We start from the raw sequence: 20,494 nt of genomic DNA on the forward strand, positions 1-20,494 counted from the left end.
TTTCGCCGAACGCACGGCCCGGCGGCGGCCTCAGCCCTGTTCCTGGTACATGGAGTCGATTTCACGCTGATAGCGCTGCAGGATCACTTTGCGGCGCAGCTTCAGCGTTGGCGTCAGCTCCCCCAACTCCATGGAAAAGGCCGCCGGCAGCAGCGTGAACTTCTTCACCTGCTCGAAGCGCGCCAGCTCCTTTTGCATCTCACGCAGACGCTTTTCGAACATCTCGAGGATTTCACCGTTGCGCAGCAGCTCCAGGCGATCCTGATACTTCAGGTTGACTGACTTCGCGTACTCTTCCAGCGACTCAAAGCACGGCACGATCAGCGCGGAAACGAACTTGCGCGCATCGGCGATGATCGCCACCTGCTCGATAAAGCGGTCCTGCGCCAGCGTGCCTTCCAGCATCTGCGGCGCGATGTATTTGCCGCCGGAGGTTTTCATCAAATCCTTAAGGCGCTCGGTGATGAACAGATTGCCCTCTTCATCGATCGCCCCGGCATCGCCGGTTTTCAGCCAGCCGTCTGCGGTAAAGGTCGCGGCGGTTTCCAACGGTTTGTTGAAATAGCCGCGCATCACGATCGGCCCGCGCACCTGGATTTCATTTTCCTCACCGATGCGCACCTCGACCTCCGGCAGCGGTTTGCCGATAGAGCCGAAGCGGAAATGCCCTTCTTCCCAGCAGGACACGGTCGCACAGGTTTCGGTCATACCATAGCCGTACTTGATGTTGACGCCCATCGCCTGGAAAAACAGGATCACATTGTCATCCAGCTTGGCGCCCGCCGCCGGCAGGAAGCGCACCCGCCCGCCGAGGATGCCGCGCAGCTTGCTCAATACCAGCTTGTCGGCCCAGCGATGAGAGAGTTCGAACAGTTTGCCCAACGGTTTGCCGGCCCGCTCCTGAAGGAACTTGCGCTCCCCACAGACGATCGCCCAGTGGAACAGCGCGCGGCGCAGCCAAGGCGCGCGCGCCACTTTTTCATGCACCGCGCTGAAAATCTTCTCGTAGAAACGCGGTACCGCGCACATCAGCGTCGGGCGAACCTGCCCCATCGCTTCCCGCACCCAGTCGGTGTTCGGCAAGAAAACGTTCTGCGCGCCGGAATGCATGACAAAGAAGCTCCAGGCACGCTCGAACACATGCGACAGCGGCAGGAAACTGAGCGACACATCCTCTTCGCCGACCGTCAGTCTCTCATCATGCAGGTAGAGCTGCGCCGCCAGGTTGCGGTAATCCAGCATCACCCCTTTCGGCTCACCGGTGGTGCCCGAGGTATAGATCAGGGTGAAGAGGTCCTGCAGGTCGCACTCTTCAATGCGCTGCCGACGTTGAGCGATAAAAGCCGCCGGATCGGCGGCATGCTCGAAGGCGCTCAGGTGTCGCGCTATCTCGCAGCCGCGCAGGTCGGCATCTTGGTCAAACACGATAATATGGCGCAGCTGTGGGCAAACGCCGCGCAGCGCGATGGCCGCATCCAACTGCGCCTGTTCGCCGACGAACAGTATGCGAATGTCGGCGTCGTTGATGACGAAGGCCGCCTGCGCCGGCGTATTGGTGGAATAGAGCGGCACGCTGACGCCGCGCAGGTGGAGAATCGCGAGATCGGCCAGCGACCAGGCCATGCCGTTATTGGCGAAAATGCCGATGCGCTCTTGCACTTCGGCCCCCAGGGCCAACAGCCCGGCGGCAATGCGATCGATGCGAACGGCGGCCTCTTCCCAGGTCAGTTGAAACTCGCCGTTGGGCGACCATTGGCGAAAAGCTGTGCGATCGGCTCGGTGGGTGATTTGATGCTGTATACGATGGATCAAATGGTATTGCAGCAGATTAGTGATCATAGTGCTCTAAGCCTGAAATGAATCATACAGTTAAGCCTGAACGACGCCTTACGGCCCTCATCTCAGCTTACACGTGTTTACTTTTTTCCGCGCAGTCTACCTACTCTCAGGCAGGGGGAAAAGCGATTTCAGCGTAGAAGTGTGAGCCAAAACTCAGGCCGGCTTTCGCGCTTTCATGGGTTGGACAGAACGGGAAGGAAAAGGTTTGCTGGCGGCAATAAAACGCGGCCCATCTGGGCCGCCGCATCGAGTTAGTTTAAAATACCAGTCGTAAAGTAAAAATCAGAATATTAATTTATATTAATTATTTTTGGTAAACGAACCAACTCACCCTGAAAATAAGTTATTTAATCGCCGCAAAACCAAGAAACATCTTAATAAAAACCCAGATAGTTCTTAGTTTTTATCATGAGAAAAAAACGCTCAGTTGAATATTATCTTTATATATCCCCATTTTTTATCGCTTTACTTTGGGTTACCCGCCTCAATCAGGACGGACTTCATCCACTGGTGCCCTTTATCCCGTTCGGAGGATTCATGCCAGGAAAGATAGCAGGTCGCTTTATTGTGATTGGCGCACAAAGGAACTGCCTTTATTTTCAACGCCTCCGTCTGTTGCCGCACCAACCAGGCGGGCGCAATCGCCACCATTTCCGTTTGCGACACCATATTCAACACGCTGTAGAGATCCGTGCACTGTTGTGTCACGGCGCGCAGCATCGGCTCCTCTAAATAGAAAGGTTTACTGAACGATCCAAAACTTTCCAGGGAAACCGCCGCGTGCTGTTCGGCCAACATGTGTTCCGGCGTCACCTCCTCCCCTATTCGCGGGTGCGCCTGCGCAACCGCCAGCACTAATTCGTCGTCGAACATCGCCAGGCTGCGAAACTCCGCCGACTCGAAACGGCTGTAGCCGATGACAAATTCGACGTCCTGATAACGTAATTGATGTTCAATATTATTGTTAATGTATGACTTTATTTGCAGGTTAAGCTGCGGCGCTATCTGTTTGACGTGATTGATTATCCCGGCGCCCAGACGCAAATCGAGCGGGCTGCACAGGGACAGGGAGAACGCTCGCGTGCTGGTCAGCGGCTCAAACTCAGATCCCGGCAACTCATTTTGCACCAGCTGCAGCGCTTGCCGCACCGGCCCGAACAGCTTTCTGGCCCGCATGGTGGGCTGGATCCCGCGCCCGCAGCGCACGAACAGCTCGTCGTTGAACATCACCTTCAGACGCGCTACCGCGTTGCTCACCGCCGGCTGCGACATCCCTAACGAGTTAGCGGCTCGCGTAATATTTTGCATTTGCATCACGGCGTCAAACACCGTCAGCAAATTAAGATCGACGCTGCGCAAATGGATGTCCGCCGGCTCTTTGACCATGGCGATTTCTGAATCATATTCAGCCATATTTCACTCCACTAAATCCTGTGTAGATAATCTAATCCTTATGCTCGACAAACAATGAAACGCCGCATTGTCTTATCTTTGCACGACAAATCCTGCCATTACCGTCATCAGCCGATAAAAAACCTCGTGTTATCGACACGATTTAAGTCGTATATGGAATACATATCAGTCACTTCTACCTTCAGCAGGAAGAATGCCACCTGGGTGGTACTAATAATTAGGTATTAACAATGATTAATACAATTAAACAACGTAACCCCACTGTATGAGACAAACTATAAAAACACATCATAAGCAATCAAACCATCTAAAAACATCAATCGCTTTGTGTAAAATCGCATTATTTTGTTATATTACGACTAAAACAATCAATTAATCATATGAATTCAATTTAAATCATTCGTATTAAAAATATTATTTTGTTTCCTCCCGTGATTAATCCTCCTTATTTTTTCATCACAAATCTTAACCCAACAAAATCCAGAAGCAATTAGCGCAGTATATATTCGATTCGTTTATGCTAAGCAGCACGCAAACTGCTCCCATTTTTTCTCTATAGCACCGCATTTTTACCGAATGATCCTCTGTTGGGACGCATAGCCGGTGCATTGTCCCCGTATTCAATCAGGTGTTGACATCGCCAGGCCAATCACGTATCAAATTAGGCAGACACCCAATTTAAGAGAAGCTGAACCATTATGATCCGTACTCACCGTCTACTAGGCCTACTACTCAACGCATCTTGTTTGCGCGGTATGCCTGTGGACGAAGTTCGGAGCTGACTCAGCCGATCACCCATAAGAAACCCGCGCTACTGCGCGGGTTTTTTTTTGCCCGCTTAGCGTGAAATCAACACGATAAGGAATGCACCGATGAGCCAACAAGTCATTATTTTCGATACCACGCTGCGTGATGGCGAACAGGCATTGCAGGCCAGCCTGAGCGTAAAAGAGAAGATTCAGATTGCGCTGGCGCTGGAAAGAATGGGCGTTGACGTGATGGAAGTCGGCTTCCCGGTCTCTTCGCCGGGCGATTTCGAATCGGTGCAAACCATCGCTCGCCAGATCAAGAACAGTCGTGTCTGCGGCCTGGCCCGCTGCGTGGACAAAGACATCGACGTGGCCGCCGAAGCGTTGCGCGTCGCTGAAGCGTTCCGTATCCACGTGTTCCTGGCCACCTCCACCCTGCACATCGAATCGAAGCTGAAGCGCTCGTTCGACGAAGTGTTGGAGATGGCGGTGCGCTCGGTCAAACGCGCCCGCAACTATACCGACGACGTGGAATTCTCCTGCGAAGACGCCGGCCGCACGCCGATCGACAACCTGTGCCGCGTGGTCGAAGCCGCCATCAACGCCGGCGCCACCACCATCAATATTCCGGACACCGTCGGCTACACCACGCCGAACCAGTTCGGCGGCATCATCACCACCTTGTATGACCGCGTGCCGAACATCGACAAAGCCATCATTTCCGTACACTGCCACGACGATTTGGGCATGGCGGTCGGCAATTCCATTGCCGCGGTCCAGGCCGGCGCCCGTCAGGTGGAAGGCACCCTGAACGGCATCGGTGAGCGCGCCGGCAACTGTTCGCTGGAAGAGGTGATCATGGCGATTAAGGTGCGCCAGGACATCATGAACGTGCACACCAACATCAATCATCAGGAAATCTTCCGCACCAGCCAGATCGTCAGCCAGCTGTGCAACATGCCGATCCCGGCCAACAAGGCGATCGTCGGCGCCAACGCCTTCGCCCACTCCTCCGGCATTCACCAGGACGGCGTGCTGAAGAACCGCGAAAACTACGAAATCATGACCCCGCAGTCGATCGGCCTGAAAGACGTGCAGTTGAACCTGACCTCCCGCTCCGGCCGCGCGGCGGTGAAACACCGCATGGAAGAGATGGGCTACCAGGAACAGGACTACAACCTGGATACCCTGTACGCCGCCTTCCTGAAGCTGGCCGACAAAAAAGGCCAGGTATTCGACTATGACCTGGAGGCGCTGGCCTTCATCAACAAACAACAGGAAGAACCGGAACACTTCAGCCTGGGTTACTTCAGCGTGCAGTCCGGCAGCAGCATCATGGCCACCGCCTCGGTGAAACTGATCTGCGGCGGCGAAGAGAAAGCCGAAGCCGCCACCGGAAACGGCCCGGTCGATGCGGTCTATCAGGCGATCAATCGCATCACCGATTACCCGATCGAACTGGTGAAGTACCAGTTGACCGCCAAAGGCCATGGGCGCGATGCGCTGGGCCAGGTGGATATCGTCGTCTCTTATAACGGCCGTCGTTTCCATGGCGTGGGTCTGGCGACCGACATCGTCGAATCCTCCGCCAAGGCGATGGTGCACGTGTTGAACAATATTTGGCGCTCACAGCAGGTAGAAAAAGAAAAACAGCGTCTGCAGCAAAACAAACATCAAAATAATCAGGAAACGGTGTGAACATGACGAAGACTCATCACATTGCCGTCTTGCCCGGAGACGGTATCGGCCCGGAAGTAATGGCTCAGGCACGCAAAGTGTTGGACGCGGTGCGTCAACGCTTTGACATTCGCATCACCACCGCCGAGTACGACGTCGGCGGCATCGCCATCGATCGCCACGGCAGTCCGTTGCCGGCGGCGACCGTCGCCGGCTGCGAGCAGGCCGACGCCATCCTGTTCGGCTCGGTGGGCGGCCCGAAATGGGAACACCTGCCGCCGGCCGAGCAGCCGGAACGCGGCGCGCTATTGCCACTGCGCAAGCACTTCAAACTGTTCAGCAACCTGCGCCCGGCCCGCCTGTATCAAGGGTTGGAGGCGTTCTGCCCGCTGCGCGCCGATATCGCCGCCCGCGGCTTCGACATTCTGTGCGTGCGCGAACTGACCGGCGGCATCTATTTCGGCCAGCCGAAGGGCCGCGAAGGCCAGGGCATGCAGGAGCGCGCCTTCGACACCGAGGTGTATCACCGCTTCGAGATTGAACGCATCGCGCGCATCGCCTTCGAATCCGCCCGCAAGCGCCGCCACAAGGTGACGTCGATCGACAAGGCCAACGTGCTGCAAAGCTCCATCTTGTGGCGTGAAGTGGTCAATCAGGTCGCCAAGGATTACCCGGACGTGTCGCTGTCGCACATGTATATCGACAACGCCACCATGCAGCTGATCAAGGATCCGTCCCAGTTCGACGTACTGCTGTGTTCCAACCTGTTCGGCGACATCCTGTCCGACGAGTGCGCGATGATCACCGGTTCGATGGGCATGCTGCCGTCCGCCAGCCTGAACGAGCAAGGCTTCGGCCTGTACGAACCGGCGGGCGGTTCCGCGCCGGATATCGCCGGCAAAGGCATCGCCAACCCGATTGCGCAGATCCTGTCCGCCACCCTGCTGCTGCGTTACAGCCTGGGCGCCGATGAAGCGGCCGACGCCGTGGAGCGCGCCATCAACCAGGCGTTGGAACAGGGCTACCGCACCGCCGATCTGGCCGGTGACGGCAAAGCCGTCAGCACCGATGAAATGGGCGACATCATCGCTCGCTTTGTAGCTCAGGGGGCATAACATGGCCAAGACCTTATACCAGAAATTGTATGACGCCCACGTGGTGCACGAAGCGCCGAACGAGACGCCGCTGCTGTATATCGACCGTCACCTGGTGCACGAAGTCACGTCGCCGCAGGCGTTCGACGGCCTGCGCGCCATGGGCCGCAAGGTGCGCCAGCCCGGCAAAACCTTCGCCACCATGGATCACAACGTGTCGACCCAGACCAAAGACATCAACGCCAGCGGCGAAATGGCGCGCATCCAGATGCAGGAGCTGATCAAGAACTGCGCGGAATTCGGCGTTTCGCTGTATGACCTGAACCACCCGTTCCAGGGCATCGTGCACGTGATCGGGCCGGAGCAAGGCATGACGCTGCCGGGCATGACCATCGTCTGCGGCGATTCACACACCGCGACCCACGGCGCCTTCGGCTCGCTGGCGTTCGGCATCGGCACCTCCGAAGTGGAGCACGTGTTGGCGACCCAGACCCTGAAGCAGGGCCGCGCCAAAACCATGAAGATTGAGGTCACCGGCGATGCCGCCGAGGGCATTACCGCCAAAGACATCGTGCTGGCGGTGATCGGCAAAACCGGCAGCGCCGGCGGCACCGGCCACGTGGTGGAGTTCTGCGGCAAGGCGATCGAGGCATTGAGCATGGAAGGCCGCATGACCCTGTGCAACATGGCGATCGAAATGGGCGCCAAAGCCGGGTTGGTCGCGCCGGACGACACCACCTTCGCCTACCTGAAGGGGCGTCAGTTCGCACCGACCGGTGAAAACTGGGAGCAGGCGGTCGCTTACTGGCGCACGCTGAAGTCCGACGCCGACGCCCAGTTCGATACCGTGGTGACGCTGCGCGCCGAAGAGATCGCGCCGCAGGTCACCTGGGGCACCAACCCTGGCCAGGTGATCGCCGTCAATCAGGCGATCCCGGCGCCGGAATCGTTTAACGATCCGGTTGAGCGCGCCTCCGCCGAGAAAGCGCTGGCCTACATGGATTTGAAGCCGGGCATCAAATTGACCGAAGTGCCGATCGACAAAGTGTTCATCGGTTCCTGCACCAACTCGCGCATCGAAGATCTGCGTGCGGCGGCGGCGATCGCCAAGGGGCGCAAGGTCGCCAACGGCGTGCAGGCCATCGTGGTGCCGGGCTCCGGCCCGGTGAAGGCCCAGGCGGAAGCCGAAGGGTTGGACAAAATCTTTATTGAAGCCGGTTTCGAATGGCGCTTGCCGGGTTGCTCGATGTGCCTGGCGATGAACAACGACCGTCTGAATCCGGGCGAGCGCTGCGCCTCCACCAGCAACCGTAACTTCGAAGGGCGCCAGGGCCGCGGTGGGCGCACCCACCTGGTCAGCCCGGCAATGGCCGCCGCGGCCGCCGTCGCCGGTCACTTCGCTGACATCCGTGATATTCACTAAGGGGCTAACGTGGCTAAATTTACTCAACATACCGGCTTAGTGGTGCCTTTGGATGCGGCCAACGTCGACACCGACGCCATTATTCCCAAACAGTTCTTACAGAAGGTGACCCGGACCGGTTTCGGCCAGCACCTGTTCAACGACTGGCGCTTCCTCGACGATGCCGGCCAGCAACCCAACCCGGAGTTCGTGCTGAACAAACCGCGCTATAAAGGCGCCAGCATCCTGTTGGCGCGGGAGAACTTCGGCTGCGGCTCCTCGCGCGAACACGCCCCTTGGGCGCTGACCGACTACGGTTTCAAAGTGGTGATCGCGCCGAGCTTCGCCGATATCTTCTACGGCAACTCGTTTAACAACCAGCTGTTGCCGGTCACGCTGAGCGAGCAGCAGGTGGATGAGCTGTTCAAACTGGTTGACGCCAACGAGGGTACGGAGTTCGTGGTGGATCTGGAGAACCAGACGGTCAACGCCGGTGGCAAAAGCTATCCGTTCGAAATAGACAGCTTCCGCCGCCACTGCATGATCAACGGGCTGGACAGCATCGGCCTGACGCTGCAGCATGAAGCGGACATCTCCCGCTACGAAGCGCAGCAACCGGCGTTTCTGAATTAATCCCCTTCACCCGCCGTCCGGCGGGTGAATTTTTTCCTCACCAGTAGCCCAGCAGCTTCCACCATGCGCCACCGATCACTATCCAGATCAGCAAGTTAACCACGCTCATCACCAACCCCGCTTTCCACCACTCCCCCAACGTCACATAGCCGGAGCCAAAGATGATCGGCGCGGTGCCGGTACCGTAATGCGTCAGCGACATCATCAGCGAAGAAGAGAACGCCAGGATCAGGCCCAGCAGCGCCGGCGGCGCGCCGAGCGCGATGCCGGCAGCGAAGAAGGCGGCGAACATCGCCGTTACGTGTGCGGTGGTGCTGGCGAAGAAATAGTGAGAATACAGATAAATGATGGTCAGCAAGATCGTGCCGCCCACCCAGCTCATGCCCATATGGTCGATGCCGTTGCCGACGGTCTGCGACAGCCAGCCGATCAGCCCCAGCTTGCCGAGGAAACTGGCCATCATCACCAGCGCCGAGAACCACACGACGGTATCCCAGGCCCCTTTATGCTTCAGCACATCCTCCCAGCTCAACACCCCGGTAGCCAGCAGCACCGCCAGGCCGATCAGCGCCGCGGTGGTAGGATTGACCGCCAGCGCCGGGCCGAAAATCATCGCCGGAATGCCGGCCCACAGCACCAACAGCAGCGCGAACACCCCGAGAGTAATTTTCTCCGGCAGCGTCACCGGCCCCAGCGCCTGCAGCTTTTCGCAGGCGAAACGCGGCGCGTCCGGGGTGCTTTTCACCTCCGGCGGGTACAGCAGATAAATGACCAGCGGCATCACGATCAGCGAACACAGCCCCGGCACCAGGGCGGCGATCGCCCACATCGACCAGGACAGTTCGAAGCTGCCGTGGGTGCCTTTGGCGATCAGGCTGACAATCAGCGGGTTAGGCGCCGTGGCGGTGATAAACATCGCCGAGGTGACCGGGTTAATGTTGTAGTTCACCAGCGACAGATAGCGGCCGATCTTGCCGGAGGTATTGAGCTCGGGTTTGGAACCAAAGCTGTCGGCGATCGATTTCATGATCGGGTGAATGATGCCGCCGCCGCGCGCGGTGTTGCTCGGCGTCACCGGCGCCAGGGTGGTTTCCGCCAACGTCAATGCGTAGGCGATGCCGAGCGTTTTTTTACCGAACAGCGAGATAAAGTAGTAACCGATGCGCGCGCCCAGCCCGGTTTTGTTCAGGCTGAGGGAGATCATGATAGAAAAGCCGATCAGCCAGATCAGCTGGTTGGAAAAACCGCTGAGCGCGTCGTCCAGCGCGGCGCCCGGCTTGCCGGGATTGGTGACGCCGGTCACCGCCACCAGGGCGATGGCAATCACCGAGACTGCGCCGATCGGCATCGCCTTGCCGATGATGGCGATGATGGTGCCGATAAACAGCGCCAGCAGCTGCCAGGCGTTGGGCGCAACGCCCTCCGGCACGGGAATGAGGAACCAGATGATCAGCGTGGCGGCAAGGGCGCACAGGGAAGGAAGCGGTTTGAGCGGTGTGAGTTTATCCATAACGTTCCCACTGTTCTAAACAACAAGGCGGCATCTCAATAGCGAGACGGGCGTGGACGCAACGATCGCGCTCCATATGCCTTCAGCTTGGGCGTCCGCTTCAGCCTTCTCAATGACTTGCATCAAGAATGCCGTCGTTTGGCCTCACACTTCACGCACTTTGGCGCTCATCCAGAGCGCCGCCAGCGCCAGCAGCGCCGCCATCCAATACACCGAGCCATGACCGAGGTTCTCCACCAGCGCGCCCTGCAACACCCCGGCCAGGATCACCCCGGTCGAGATGCTGTTGGTGAACAGCGTGGTGGCGGCGCCCGGTCGGCCCGGCATCAAATCTTGAAAATAGAGCATGCCGATACCGGCGACGATGCCGATAAACACCGCGTTGAGCAGCTGCAACGCGATCAGGGTCGGCTTGGTCGCCAGCACCGTCAGCCCGAGGTAAAACAGCGCGCCCGCAGCCACCGCCAGCAGCATCATGTTGCGCTTGCCGAAACGTTTGACGTAGTAACCGGCCAGCAGCATCGCCGGGATCTCCAGCCCGGCGGCGGTGCCCATCAGCACCCCGGCCAGCCCTTCAGGCAGGCCGAGATCGGCGGTAATATACAGCGGCATGTCGATGATATACATGGTGTTGCAGGTCCACATCAGCATCGAGGCGATGAACAGCAGACGCACGTCGCGATTGCGCCAGGCGCTGGCGGGCGCAATCGGCGCAGAAGCGCCGTCCTGCAGCCCGTTGCCGTCCGCCGCGCGCGGCACCGAAGGCAGCATGAACCCGACCAGCAGCACGCAGATAGCGAAGGTGGCGGCGGCGATCAGGAACATCACGGTAAAGCCGTAATTCAGCGCCAGCGCAAACGACAGCGGCGGGCCTATCACCCACGCCAGCGAAAGCTGGGCGCGCATCACCGAACTGAACATCACCACTTCACGCGCCTCGCTGTCGGCGTATTCCCGCGCCAGCGCGAAGATCTGCGGCATGGCGGTGTTGGCAACGGCAGACATCAACACCCCGGCGGTGATCAGCGTCAGGTAGTCGCGGTTGAAAGCGAACAGCAGGCAGTTGCCGACCGCCATCAGGCAGCACAGCAGGATCAGCCTGCGCCGATCGCCACGGGTGTCGGAACGTTTGGCCAGCAGGAAGCTGACGACGATGCCGGCCACCGCGTTGGCGGTGTAAAACAACCCGACCCACAGCGGCCGCACCTTAACTTCGGTGGTCAGAAACAGGCTGAGCGTCGGCGTCAGCAACGCGCCGGCGATGCCGGAGAGAAAAGCGATCAGCAGGAAGGCGGCAAAGATGGGGTTGATGCGCAGTGATAACCGTCTCAGGCGTTCCATATCCTCTTCCCTGATCCCAAAGCAGAAGCAAAAACCTTAGGTCACGGCGAGGAAAATGCAAGTCCATCGCCCTAACCGCAAATAAAAAAACCAGTGGGGCGACCCACTGGCTGGTGAAACAGCACCATTACTCAGAAACTTTTATGCCGCAGCGCCTTACAGGTGCTCGCGATACTGCTTGTCGCTCATCTCTTTGATATCCCATTGCGTCAGGTGCGCCAATATCGCCAGCCGCGCCTGCTCGGGCACCACGCTCAGCCAGTCGGCGTGCTGCCGACGCACCGCGCTGAAATAGCGCTGATAGAACGATTTGGATAAGAAAGCTTTCATGATTACGCCCTCCCCTTTCATTGATGAAAATTATCGGCGTAATATAGGGAAAGAAAAATTGACGAGTTGAGACAGGAGTGTTCCTCTTTTATGTCCACGTCCAGATTGCAGCAGCAGTTCATCCGTCTGTGGCAGCGCTGCCACGGTGAAACCACCGACACCACGCTGCAGGCGCTGGCGGAGGCGCTGAGCTGCTCGCGGCGCCACGTGCGCTCCCTGCTGAGCGCCATGCAGCGGGAGGGCTGGCTCACCTGGCAGGCGGAGTCGGGACGCGGCAAGCGTTCCCGGCTAACCTTCCATTACACCGGCCTGGCGCTGCAGCAACAGCGGGCCGAGGAGCTGCTGGAGCAGGATCGCATCGATCAGTTGGTGCAACTGGTGGGCGACAAAAACGTGGTGCGCCAAATGCTGCTGTCGCAGCTGGGCCGCAGCTTCCGTCAGGGGAAACATATCCTGCGGGTGCTCTACTATCGGCAGTTGTACAACCTGCTGCCCGGCTCGGCGCTGCGGCGTTCCGAGACCCATTTGGCGCGTCAGATCTTCAACGGCCTGACGCGCATAAATGAGGAAAACGGGGAACTCGAATCCGATCTGTCCCACCATTGGCAGGCGCTGACGCCGCTGCACTGGCGATTTTACCTGCGCCCGGCGATCCATTTTCATCATGGCCGCGAGCTGGAGATGGCGGACGTCATCAGCTCGCTTTCGCGTCTGACCTCACAACCGCTGTTCTCGCATATCGAAAGCGTCACCTCGCCGACGCCGTTCGTTGTCGACGTGCATCTGCGCAGCCCCGACCACTGGCTGCCCTGGCTGCTGGGCAGCGTGCACGCCATGATCCTGCCGCGCGAATGGCGCGATCTGCCGGACTTCACCCGCCATCCGATCGGCACCGGCCCCTACCGCGTGGTGCGCAACCTTCCCAGCCAGATGAAGATCCACGCCTTCGACGACTATTTCGGCTACCGGGCGCTGATCGATGAGGTCAACATCTGGGTGCTGCCGGAGTTCTCCGAAGAACTGGTGCACTCCGGCGTACAGCTGCAGGGCGATGAAACCGGCAACAGCGAGCTGGAAAGCCGGCTGGAAGAAGGCTGCTACTTCCTGCTGTTCGATCAGCGCTCTCCCTTGGCGGCCGATCCCGCCATGCGCAGCTGGCTGTGCGAATTGATCAACCCCATTTCGCTGCTGAGCCACGCCGGGCCGCTCTACCAGCGCTATTGGTCGCCGGCGTACGGCCTGCTGCCGCGCTGGCACCACAACCGCGCGCTGGCGCAGCAGCCCAAACCGGCGGGGCTGACCGAACTGACGCTGACCCACTTCAATGAGCATTCGGAGTTCCACGCCATCCGCCAGGCGATCGAGCCGCTGCTGGCGCAGCACGGCATCCGCCTGATCGTGCAAAGCGTGGATTACGCGACCTGGCACCAGGGCGACGCGCGCAGCGATCTGTGGCTCGGCAGCGCCAACTTCTATCTGCCGCTGGAGTTTTCGCTGTTCGCCACGCTGTACGAGCTGCCGCTGATGCAGCATTGCATGAGCGAGGACCTGGCGCAGGATGCGGCGCTGTGGCGCGCCAACCGTCTGCCGCTGGCGGAGTTCTGCCAGCGCCTGGTCAGCAATCACCAACTGCATCCGCTGTTCCACCACTGGCTGCAGTTGCACGGCCAGCGCAGCATGCGCGGCGTGCGAATGAACACCCTCGGCTGGTTCGACTTCAAATCCGCCTGGTTTGCCCCGCCGGAGGCATAAGCGCCTTTCGCCCAAGTCGGTTAATCTTTACAATAGCGCCGTCTCAACGGGGTGCGGAGAGTCGGGCCGCGTGATAAGCCCGATTTTCCGCTGAGAGCACACCCGTCGAACCTGATCCGGTCAATACCGGCGGAGGGATTTGAGCCCAGCGAACCGGCGACGCCGCCTCGCCCCCTCAGATGCCCTTGCCCCCTTATTTTTCAGGAGTGCAACGTGGTCAAAAAATATCTGCCCTGCTTATTGCTGCTGTGCGCCGCACCGGTGTTCGCCAAGCCGACGCTGACGGTTTACACCTACGATTCCTTCGCCGCCGACTGGGGCCCAGGCCCGGCGGTGAAAAAAGCCTTCGAAGCCGAGTGCGACTGTGAGTTGAAGTTCGTGGCGCTGGAAGACGGCGTCTCACTGCTGAACCGCCTGCGTATGGAAGGCAAGAACAGCGCCGCCGACGTGGTGCTGGGGCTGGACAACAACCTGCTGCAGGCGGCGCAGCAAACCGGCCTGTTCGCGCCGAGCGGCGTGGACACCGCCAAACTGACGGTGCCGGGCGGCTGGCAGGACGCGACCTTCGTGCCTTACGACTACGGGTACTTCGCCTTCGTCTACGACAAGGAAAAACTGAAGAACCCGCCGAAAAGCCTGCAGGAGCTGGTCAGCAGCGATCGTGACTGGAAGGTGATCTACGAAGATCCGCGCACCAGCACGCCGGGCCTCGGCCTGCTGCTGTGGATGCAAAAAGTGTATGGCGACAAGGCGCCGGCCGCCTGGCAGCAGCTGGCGAAAAAGACCGTGACCGTCACCAAAGGCTGGAGCGAAGCCTACGGCCTGTTCCTGAAAGGCGAAGGCGATCTGGTGCTCAGCTACACCACCTCCCCCGCCTATCATCTGATCGCCGAGAAAAAAGACCGCTACGCCGCCGCCACGTTCAGCGAAGGCCACTACCTGCAGGTGGAAGTGGCCGGCAAACTGAAGGCCGCCAAACAGCCTGAGCTGGCGGAGCGTTTCATGCAGTTCATGGTGACGCCGGCGTTCCAGAACACCATCCCGACCGGCAACTGGATGTACCCGGTGATCAACACACCGCTGCCCGTCGGCTTTGAACAGATGAACGTGCCGCATAGCGCGCTGCAATACAGCGCCGAAGAGGTGGCCACACAACGCGGCGGCTGGATCCGGGCATGGCAAACCGCCGTCAGCCGCTGATCCCCCGCGGGCTCTGGCCGGGGCTGCTGGCCGCCGGCATGATCCTGCTGGTCGCCGCGCTGGCGATGGGCTCGCTGTGGCGTCACGCGCCGGACAGCGACTGGCGCGGCCTGTGGCAGGACAGCTACCTGTGGCACGTGGTGCGCTTCACTTTCCTGCAGGCGCTGCTGTCGGCGCTGATTTCGGTGCTGCCCGCCATTCTGCTGGCGCGCGCGCTCTACCGGCGTCGTTTCCCCGGCCGGCAGCTGCTGCTGCGGCTGTGCGCCATGACGCTGGTGCTGCCGGTGCTGGTGGCGGTGTTCGGCCTGCTCAGCGTCTATGGGCGCCAGGGCTGGCTGGCGACGCTGTGCGGCTGGCTGGGCGTCGAGTATGATTTCTCGCCCTACGGGCTGCAGGGCATTCTGCTGGCGCACCTGTTCTTTAACCTGCCGCTGGCTACCCGCCTGTTGCTGCAGGCGCTGGAGAATATTCCGATGGAACAGCGCCAGCTGGCCGCCCAGCTGGGCATGAACGGCTGGCAGCAGTTCCGCTTCGTCGAATGGCCGGCGCTGCGCCGCCAAATCCTGCCGAGCGGCGCGCTGATCTTCATGCTGTGCTTCGCCAGCTTCGCCACCGTGCTGTCACTGGGCGGCGGGCCGCAGGCCACCACCATCGAGCTGGCGATCTACCAGGCGCTGAGTTACGACTACGATCTGGGCCGCGCCGCCCTGCTGGCTCTGATCCAACTGGGCTGTTGTCTGGGGCTGGTGCTGATCAGCCAACGCCTGAGCCAGGCATTGCCGGTAGGGCATACCCACGCCCAGCGCTGGCGCAACCCGGAAGACAGCCTGTGGCGGCGCATCAGCGATTTTCTGCTGATCGCCGCCGCGCTGTTGCTGCTGCTGCCGCCTCTGCTGGCGGTGATCGCCGACGGCGCCAATCAGGCTATCGTCAGCGTGCTGCGCCAGCCGGTGCTGTGGCAGGCGCTGTTCACGTCGCTGCGCATCGCCCTTGGTGCCGGAGCGCTGTGCGTGGCGCTCACGATGATGCTGCTGTGGAGCAGCCGCGAGCTGAAACTGCGGCAGCAGCTGCGCGGCGGCCAAGCGCTGGAGCTGAGCGGCATGGTGATCCTGGCGATGCCGGGCATCGTGCTGGCCACCGGGTTCTTCCTGCTGCTGAACGATACGATCGGGTTGCCGCAGTCGCCCTATGCGCTGGTGATCCTCACCAATGCGCTGATGGCGGTGCCCTATGCGCTGAAGGTATTGGAGAACCCGATGCGCGACCTCGCCGAACGTTACAACCCGCTGTGCCTGTCGCTGGATATCCGCGGCTGGCGACGGCTGCGGCTGATTGAACTGCGCGCCCTGCGCCGCCCGCTGGCGCAGGCGCTGGCCTTCGCCTGCGTGCTGTCGATCGGCGATTTCGGCGTGGTCGCCTTGTTTGGCAACGAGCATTTCCGTACCCTGCCTTTTTACCTGTATCAGCAGATTGGCGCCTACCGCAGCCAGGACGGGGCGGTGACCGCGCTGCTGTTGCTGCTGCTGTGCTTCCTGCTGTTTACCCTGATTGAACGCTTACCGGGCCGCCATGCTGACGCTTGAAAAACTGACCTATCTGTATGAACACCTGCCGATGCGCTTTGATCTGCGCATCCAGCCGGGCGAGCGCGTCGCGGTGCTCGGCCCCAGCGGCGCCGGTAAAAGCACCCTGCTGAGCCTGATCGCCGGTTTTCTGCCGGCGGCCAGCGGCCGGCTGCTGCTGAACGGCGAAGACCACACCGCCACGCCGCCGGCCAAACGGCCGGTGTCGATGCTGTTTCAGGAAAACAACCTGTTCGCGCACCTGACGGTGGCGCAGAACATCGGGTTGGGGTTGGATCCCGGTCTGCGCTTGACTGCGCAGCAGCGTCAACAGCGAGAACACATCGCCCGTCAGGTCGGCCTGGAAGAACACCTGGATCGCCTGCCGGCGCAGCTTTCCGGCGGTCAGCGTCAGCGCGCCGCGTTGGCGCGCTGTTTGATTCGCCGGCGGCCGATCCTGCTGCTCGACGAACCCTTCTCGGCGCTCGATCCGGCGCTGCGCAACGAGATGCTGCAACTGCTGCAGACGGTGTGCGAACAGCGCGACCTGACGCTGCTGATGGTGTCGCACAACCTCGACGACGCCGCGCGCATCGCGCCGCGCACGCTGCTGGTGGTCGACGGCCGCATCTACTACGACGGCCCGACGCAGGCCCTGCTGGACGGCAGCGCCCCCGAAGCGCGCGTGCTGGGCATTTCGGGTAAAGCGTGATCTGACGCGCGTTTTTTATGCTGCGCCAATAAACCTGTTGTGCGAATTTTGCGCCTGTGTTTTTATAAAAACCTGACTTTTTTTACTGATGATAAGGTTCCCTGTGATCGCATCCTCGCTGACTTCGACCCTACTAGTTACCGCGCTACCAGCCGCGGTGGTCGTCGTGCGTGTGGTGGTGGTCGTCGGCAATGCGCCGTAGGGTCCGAATCAACGCATCGATTCCAAAACCCCGCCGGCGCAAACCGGGCGGGGTTTCTTGTTTTAGCACCCTGCCCAGAAAAGCTCACCGGCCTTGAGAAAGGACAGGAACATGGCAACTTCGGGCACGCCTCAACCGGGCACCAGTTTCACCGGCGCACAATTGATCGTTCATCTGCTGGAGCGTCAGGGCATCACCACCGTCGCCGGCATTCCCGGCGGCGCCGCGCTGCCGCTGTATGACGCGCTGAGCCAAAGCACCCGCATTCACCACGTGCTGGCGCGCCACGAACAGGGCGCGGGCTTTATGGCGCAAGGCATGGCGCGCGCCAACGGCAAAGCGGCGGTATGCATCGCCTCCAGCGGGCCGGGCGCCACCAACCTGGTCACCGCCATCGCCGACGCCAAGCTCGACTCCATTCCGCTGGTGTGCATCACCGGGCAGGTGCCTTCCTCGATGATCGGCACCGACGCCTTCCAGGAAGTGGACACCTACGGCATTTCCATCCCGATCACCAAGCACAACCATCTGGTGCGCGATATCCGCGAGCTGCCGCAGGTGATTGGCGACGCGTTCCGCATCGCCGAGTCCGGCCGTCCCGGCCCGGTCTGGATCGATGTGCCGAAAGACGTGCAGACCGCCACCATCACCCTGGAAGAGTTGCCGCCGATCGCCGTGCCGGACGCCGCCCCGAGCTTCGATCCGGCGCTGGTTTCGCAGGCCGCCGCGATGATCAATCAGGCGAAACGCCCCATCCTCTACCTGGGCGGCGGCATCATCTGCGCCGACGCTCACCGGCAGGCGCTGGAGCTGGCCGAGCGCGCCGGTCTGCCCACCACCATGACGCTGATGGCGCTGGGCGCGATGCCGGTGGAACACCCGCTGTCGCTGGGCATGCTGGGCATGCACGCCGCGCGCAGCACCAACTTCATCCTGCAGGAGGCCGATCTGCTGATCGTGCTGGGCGCGCGCTTCGACGATCGGGCAATCGGTAAAACCGAGCAGTTCTGCCCTAACGCCGCCATCATCCACGTAGATATCGACCGCGCCGAGCTGGGCAAGGTCAAACAGGCCAACGTGGCGATCCATGCCGACGTCGGCCAGGTGCTGCAACAGCTGCTGCCGCAGATCGACACGCAGCCGCGCAGCGCATGGCTGAACACCGTCAATGACCTGAAACGCGAATTCCCGTTCAACATGCCGAACGCCGACGATCCGCTGAGCCATTACGGCCTGGTGCTGGCCGCCGCGCGCTGCGTGGACGACAGCGCCATCATCACCACCGACGTGGGTCAGCATCAGATGTGGGTAGCGCAGGCCTATCCGCTGAGCCGGCCGCGCCAGTGGCTGACGTCGGGCGGCCTGGGCACCATGGGCTTCGGTCTGCCGGCGGCGATCGGCGCGGCGTTGGCGGAGCCCGAACGTAAAGTGCTGTGCTTCTCCGGCGACGGCAGCCTGATGATGAACATTCAGGAAATGGCCACCGCAGTCGAGCACGATCTGGACGTGAAAATCATTTTGATGAACAACCAGGCGCTGGGGCTGGTGCACCAGCAGCAAACCCTGTTCTACCAACAGCGCATCTTCGCCGCCGCCTATCCGAAGCGTACCGACTTCCTGAAAATCGCCGCCGGATTCGGGCTGGATACCTGCGATCTGAACGCCGCGGAAGATCCGCAGGCAGCGCTGGCTGAGGCGATCCAACGCCCGGGGCCCTGCCTGATCCACGCGCTGATCGATATCAATGAAAAAGTGTTCCCGATGGTGCCGCCGGGCGCCGCCAACATCGACATGATTGGAGAATAAGCCATGCTGCAACCACAAGATAAACCACAGGTGATCCTGGAGCTGGCGGTGCGCAACCATCCCGGCGTGATGTCGCACGTTTGCGGGCTGTTCGCCCGCCGCGCGTTCAACGTCGAAGGCATTCTGTGTCTGCCGTTGAAAGACGGCCAACAGAGCCGCATTTGGCTATTGGTCGCCGACGATCAGCGGCTGGAACAAATGATAAGCCAGGTGGAAAAGCTGGAAGACGTGCTGCGGGTGAAGCGCCACAGCGAAGACGTGCGGGTATTTGAACAGCTGGAAGCGTTCTTCCAGTAAGGCGAACGGGGGCTAATGCCCCCGCAATCATTGCCCGGACAGCACCTGCCACAACAGATGCCGGTACACCGGCATCAGCGGCTGTTGGCTCAGCAAATAGCCGACCGCCAACGCCGCCAGCCAACTCAATCCGCACACCACGCGCAGCCGCAGCGGCGTCAGCCAACGGCTCAGCCGATCGGCGCTGCGCTTGCCCTCGCGCCACCAGCGCCAGCTCAGCCACACCGCCAGCCAGACCAGCAGCGCCGCCGCGAGCAACAGCCACTTGAACGTCGCGCTGTTGGCGTCGGCGGGGATATCGATCGCCACCCCCGCCAGAATGCCGGGGAAGAAATAGACCGGCGGCCAGGTCAGGCAACCGATGATGTTCGGCAACGCAAACTTGTACGGCGGCAAATCGAGCATGCCGGCCACCATCGGCACCAGCGGGCGCGTCGGGCCAACGAAGCGACCGATCAAAATGGTCGCCATGCTGTGCTGGTGCAAGGCATGTTCGGTTTTGTCGAGCAGCGCTTTGTTCTTCTTCAGGAACGACCAGCGGTGCAAAGGCCCCTTAAAGGCGCGACCGACGAAATAGGAGATCCAATCGCCGAGCAGGCAGCCGACGATGCCCGCCGCCCAGGCGTAGTAAAAATCCACCTTGCCGCTGCCGATCAGCGCGCCGATGCTGGCCATCATCACCGTGCCAGGCAACAACAGCCCCACCAGCGCCAACGACTCCAGAAAAGCGACCAGCAGAACGACCATCAGAGTGAAAGCCAGTGACTGGGTGATCAAATCTTGTAAATAGGCTTCCATTACACCTCTGCGGATTATTCGGGCCAAACGGGGCGGAGGATTTTCCAGCGCCGCCGCTGGCGAGTCAATCGATGAATTGTATGCGTATTTGGCAACGCCGCACGACGATGGACAATCACTGTATAAAAACCCATACTGTAATTTATCTATATTAGCGCCAAAACCGACATCACGCTG

At 60.5% G+C, this 20,494-nt stretch carries 17 protein-coding genes and 1 riboswitch; of the genes, 11 read left to right on the top strand and 6 right to left on the bottom strand.

Going from position 1 to position 20,494, the window contains the following annotated elements:
• Positions 1-30: 30 nt before the first annotated feature.
• Complete coding sequence (locus tag ACSBQV_RS14200) at positions 31-1,839, bottom strand: AMP-dependent synthetase/ligase (RefSeq protein WP_033641850.1); 1,809 nt, start codon at positions 1,837-1,839, stop codon at positions 31-33.
• Between the two features lie 465 nt (positions 1,840-2,304).
• Entirely contained in the window at positions 2,305-3,252 is a 948-nt protein-coding gene (leuO, locus tag ACSBQV_RS14205) for a transcriptional regulator LeuO (RefSeq protein WP_099785565.1), read from the bottom strand.
• Between the two features lie 872 nt (positions 3,253-4,124).
• On the opposite strand from leuO, the gene leuA reads away from it, so the two are divergent.
• Genes leuA through leuD form a run of 4 tightly spaced genes read left to right on the top strand, consistent with a single transcriptional unit; the run spans position 4,125 to position 8,807 of the window.
• Positions 4,125-5,699, top strand: a complete 1,575-nt coding sequence (gene leuA, locus ACSBQV_RS14210) for a 2-isopropylmalate synthase (RefSeq protein WP_033641848.1) — start codon at positions 4,125-4,127, stop codon at positions 5,697-5,699.
• A gap of 2 nt (positions 5,700-5,701) precedes the next feature.
• Positions 5,702-6,793: a 3-isopropylmalate dehydrogenase gene (gene leuB, locus ACSBQV_RS14215; RefSeq protein WP_099785567.1), complete on the top strand. Its 1,092-nt coding sequence runs from the start codon at positions 5,702-5,704 to the stop codon at positions 6,791-6,793.
• A 1-nt stretch (position 6,794) separates the two neighbouring features.
• Positions 6,795-8,195 (top strand): 3-isopropylmalate dehydratase large subunit, encoded by a 1,401-nt coding sequence (gene leuC / locus ACSBQV_RS14220; RefSeq protein ID WP_033651676.1) that lies wholly within the window; start codon positions 6,795-6,797, stop codon positions 8,193-8,195.
• Between the two features lie 9 nt (positions 8,196-8,204).
• Positions 8,205-8,807 (top strand): 3-isopropylmalate dehydratase small subunit, encoded by a 603-nt coding sequence (gene leuD / locus ACSBQV_RS14225; RefSeq protein ID WP_025159634.1) that lies wholly within the window; start codon positions 8,205-8,207, stop codon positions 8,805-8,807.
• Between the two features lie 37 nt (positions 8,808-8,844).
• Here leuD and ACSBQV_RS14230 read toward each other — a convergent pair whose 3' ends face one another.
• From ACSBQV_RS14230 to sgrT, 3 genes are all read right to left on the bottom strand, one after another.
• Positions 8,845-10,317, bottom strand: coding sequence for a DASS family sodium-coupled anion symporter (locus ACSBQV_RS14230; protein WP_033651677.1), 1,473 nt, complete (start codon positions 10,315-10,317; stop codon positions 8,845-8,847).
• A 144-nt stretch (positions 10,318-10,461) separates the two neighbouring features.
• Entirely contained in the window at positions 10,462-11,658 is a 1,197-nt protein-coding gene (locus ACSBQV_RS14235) for an MFS transporter (RefSeq protein WP_099785569.1), read from the bottom strand.
• A 156-nt stretch (positions 11,659-11,814) separates the two neighbouring features.
• On the bottom strand, positions 11,815-11,988 hold the full coding sequence (gene sgrT, locus ACSBQV_RS14240; RefSeq protein WP_071883530.1) for a glucose uptake inhibitor SgrT: 174 nt from the start codon (positions 11,986-11,988) through the stop codon (positions 11,815-11,817).
• Positions 11,989-12,078: 90 nt separating this feature from the next.
• Here sgrT and sgrR point away from each other — a divergent pair, with 90 nt between their 5' ends.
• The 7 genes from sgrR (at position 12,079) to ilvN (ending at position 19,519) form a co-directional block, all read left to right on the top strand.
• Positions 12,079-13,740: an HTH-type transcriptional regulator SgrR gene (sgrR, locus tag ACSBQV_RS14245; RefSeq protein ID WP_033641844.1), complete on the top strand. Its 1,662-nt coding sequence runs from the start codon at positions 12,079-12,081 to the stop codon at positions 13,738-13,740.
• Between the two features lie 37 nt (positions 13,741-13,777).
• Positions 13,778-13,896, top strand: a riboswitch (TPP riboswitch).
• A 57-nt stretch (positions 13,897-13,953) separates the two neighbouring features.
• Positions 13,954-14,940 (top strand): thiamine ABC transporter substrate binding subunit, encoded by a 987-nt coding sequence (gene thiB / locus ACSBQV_RS14250; RefSeq protein WP_099785571.1) that lies wholly within the window; start codon positions 13,954-13,956, stop codon positions 14,938-14,940.
• The gene (gene thiP, locus ACSBQV_RS14255) at positions 14,916-16,523 is read left to right on the top strand and encodes a thiamine/thiamine pyrophosphate ABC transporter permease ThiP (RefSeq protein WP_099785573.1); all 1,608 of its coding nucleotides are present in this window, start codon (positions 14,916-14,918) and stop codon (positions 16,521-16,523) included. Before thiB ends, thiP begins: the two co-directional genes overlap by 25 nt.
• A complete protein-coding gene (gene thiQ / locus ACSBQV_RS14260; RefSeq protein WP_046688226.1) occupies positions 16,510-17,214 on the top strand; it encodes a thiamine ABC transporter ATP-binding protein ThiQ in 705 nt (234 codons plus the stop codon). Before thiP ends, thiQ begins: the two co-directional genes overlap by 14 nt.
• An 88-nt stretch (positions 17,215-17,302) precedes the next feature.
• Positions 17,303-17,416, top strand: a complete 114-nt coding sequence (gene ivbL / locus ACSBQV_RS14265; RefSeq protein ID WP_154747116.1) for an ilvB operon leader peptide IvbL — start codon at positions 17,303-17,305, stop codon at positions 17,414-17,416.
• A gap of 111 nt (positions 17,417-17,527) precedes the next feature.
• Complete coding sequence (gene ilvB, locus ACSBQV_RS14270; RefSeq protein ID WP_033641840.1) at positions 17,528-19,222, top strand: acetolactate synthase large subunit; 1,695 nt, start codon at positions 17,528-17,530, stop codon at positions 19,220-19,222.
• Between the two features lie 3 nt (positions 19,223-19,225).
• Positions 19,226-19,519 (top strand): acetolactate synthase small subunit, encoded by a 294-nt coding sequence (ilvN, locus tag ACSBQV_RS14275; RefSeq protein ID WP_033641839.1) that lies wholly within the window; start codon positions 19,226-19,228, stop codon positions 19,517-19,519.
• Between the two features lie 27 nt (positions 19,520-19,546).
• On the opposite strand, the gene ACSBQV_RS14280 is transcribed toward ilvN, so the two are convergent.
• Positions 19,547-20,317: a DedA family protein gene (locus ACSBQV_RS14280; RefSeq protein ID WP_099785577.1), complete on the bottom strand. Its 771-nt coding sequence runs from the start codon at positions 20,315-20,317 to the stop codon at positions 19,547-19,549.
• Between the last annotated feature and the right edge of the window lie 177 nt (positions 20,318-20,494).

Origin of the sequence: Serratia sp. B501 (assembly GCF_051172315.1) — a bacterium.
GTDB lineage: Bacteria > Pseudomonadota > Gammaproteobacteria > Enterobacterales > Enterobacteriaceae > Serratia > Serratia ureilytica.

Coding starts and splice junctions, on each gene's coding strand:
- leuA (WP_033641848.1), top strand. CDS start 4,125: ATGAGCCAACAAGTCATTATTTTCGATACCACGCTGCGTGATGGCGAA.
- leuC (WP_033651676.1), top strand. CDS start 6,795: ATGGCCAAGACCTTATACCAGAAATTGTATGACGCCCACGTGGTGCAC.
- leuB (WP_099785567.1), top strand. CDS start 5,702: ATGACGAAGACTCATCACATTGCCGTCTTGCCCGGAGACGGTATCGGC.
- sgrT (WP_071883530.1), bottom strand. CDS start 11,988: ATGAAAGCTTTCTTATCCAAATCGTTCTATCAGCGCTATTTCAGCGCG.
- thiQ (WP_046688226.1), top strand. CDS start 16,510: ATGCTGACGCTTGAAAAACTGACCTATCTGTATGAACACCTGCCGATG.
- ACSBQV_RS14235 (WP_099785569.1), bottom strand. CDS start 11,658: ATGGAACGCCTGAGACGGTTATCACTGCGCATCAACCCCATCTTTGCC.
- ivbL (WP_154747116.1), top strand. CDS start 17,303: ATGATAAGGTTCCCTGTGATCGCATCCTCGCTGACTTCGACCCTACTA.
- ACSBQV_RS14230 (WP_033651677.1), bottom strand. CDS start 10,317: ATGGATAAACTCACACCGCTCAAACCGCTTCCTTCCCTGTGCGCCCTT.
- thiP (WP_099785573.1), top strand. CDS start 14,916: ATGGCAAACCGCCGTCAGCCGCTGATCCCCCGCGGGCTCTGGCCGGGG.
- ACSBQV_RS14280 (WP_099785577.1), bottom strand. CDS start 20,317: ATGGAAGCCTATTTACAAGATTTGATCACCCAGTCACTGGCTTTCACT.
- sgrR (WP_033641844.1), top strand. CDS start 12,079: ATGTCCACGTCCAGATTGCAGCAGCAGTTCATCCGTCTGTGGCAGCGC.
- leuO (WP_099785565.1), bottom strand. CDS start 3,252: ATGGCTGAATATGATTCAGAAATCGCCATGGTCAAAGAGCCGGCGGAC.
- ACSBQV_RS14200 (WP_033641850.1), bottom strand. CDS start 1,839: ATGATCACTAATCTGCTGCAATACCATTTGATCCATCGTATACAGCAT.
- ilvB (WP_033641840.1), top strand. CDS start 17,528: ATGGCAACTTCGGGCACGCCTCAACCGGGCACCAGTTTCACCGGCGCA.
- ilvN (WP_033641839.1), top strand. CDS start 19,226: ATGCTGCAACCACAAGATAAACCACAGGTGATCCTGGAGCTGGCGGTG.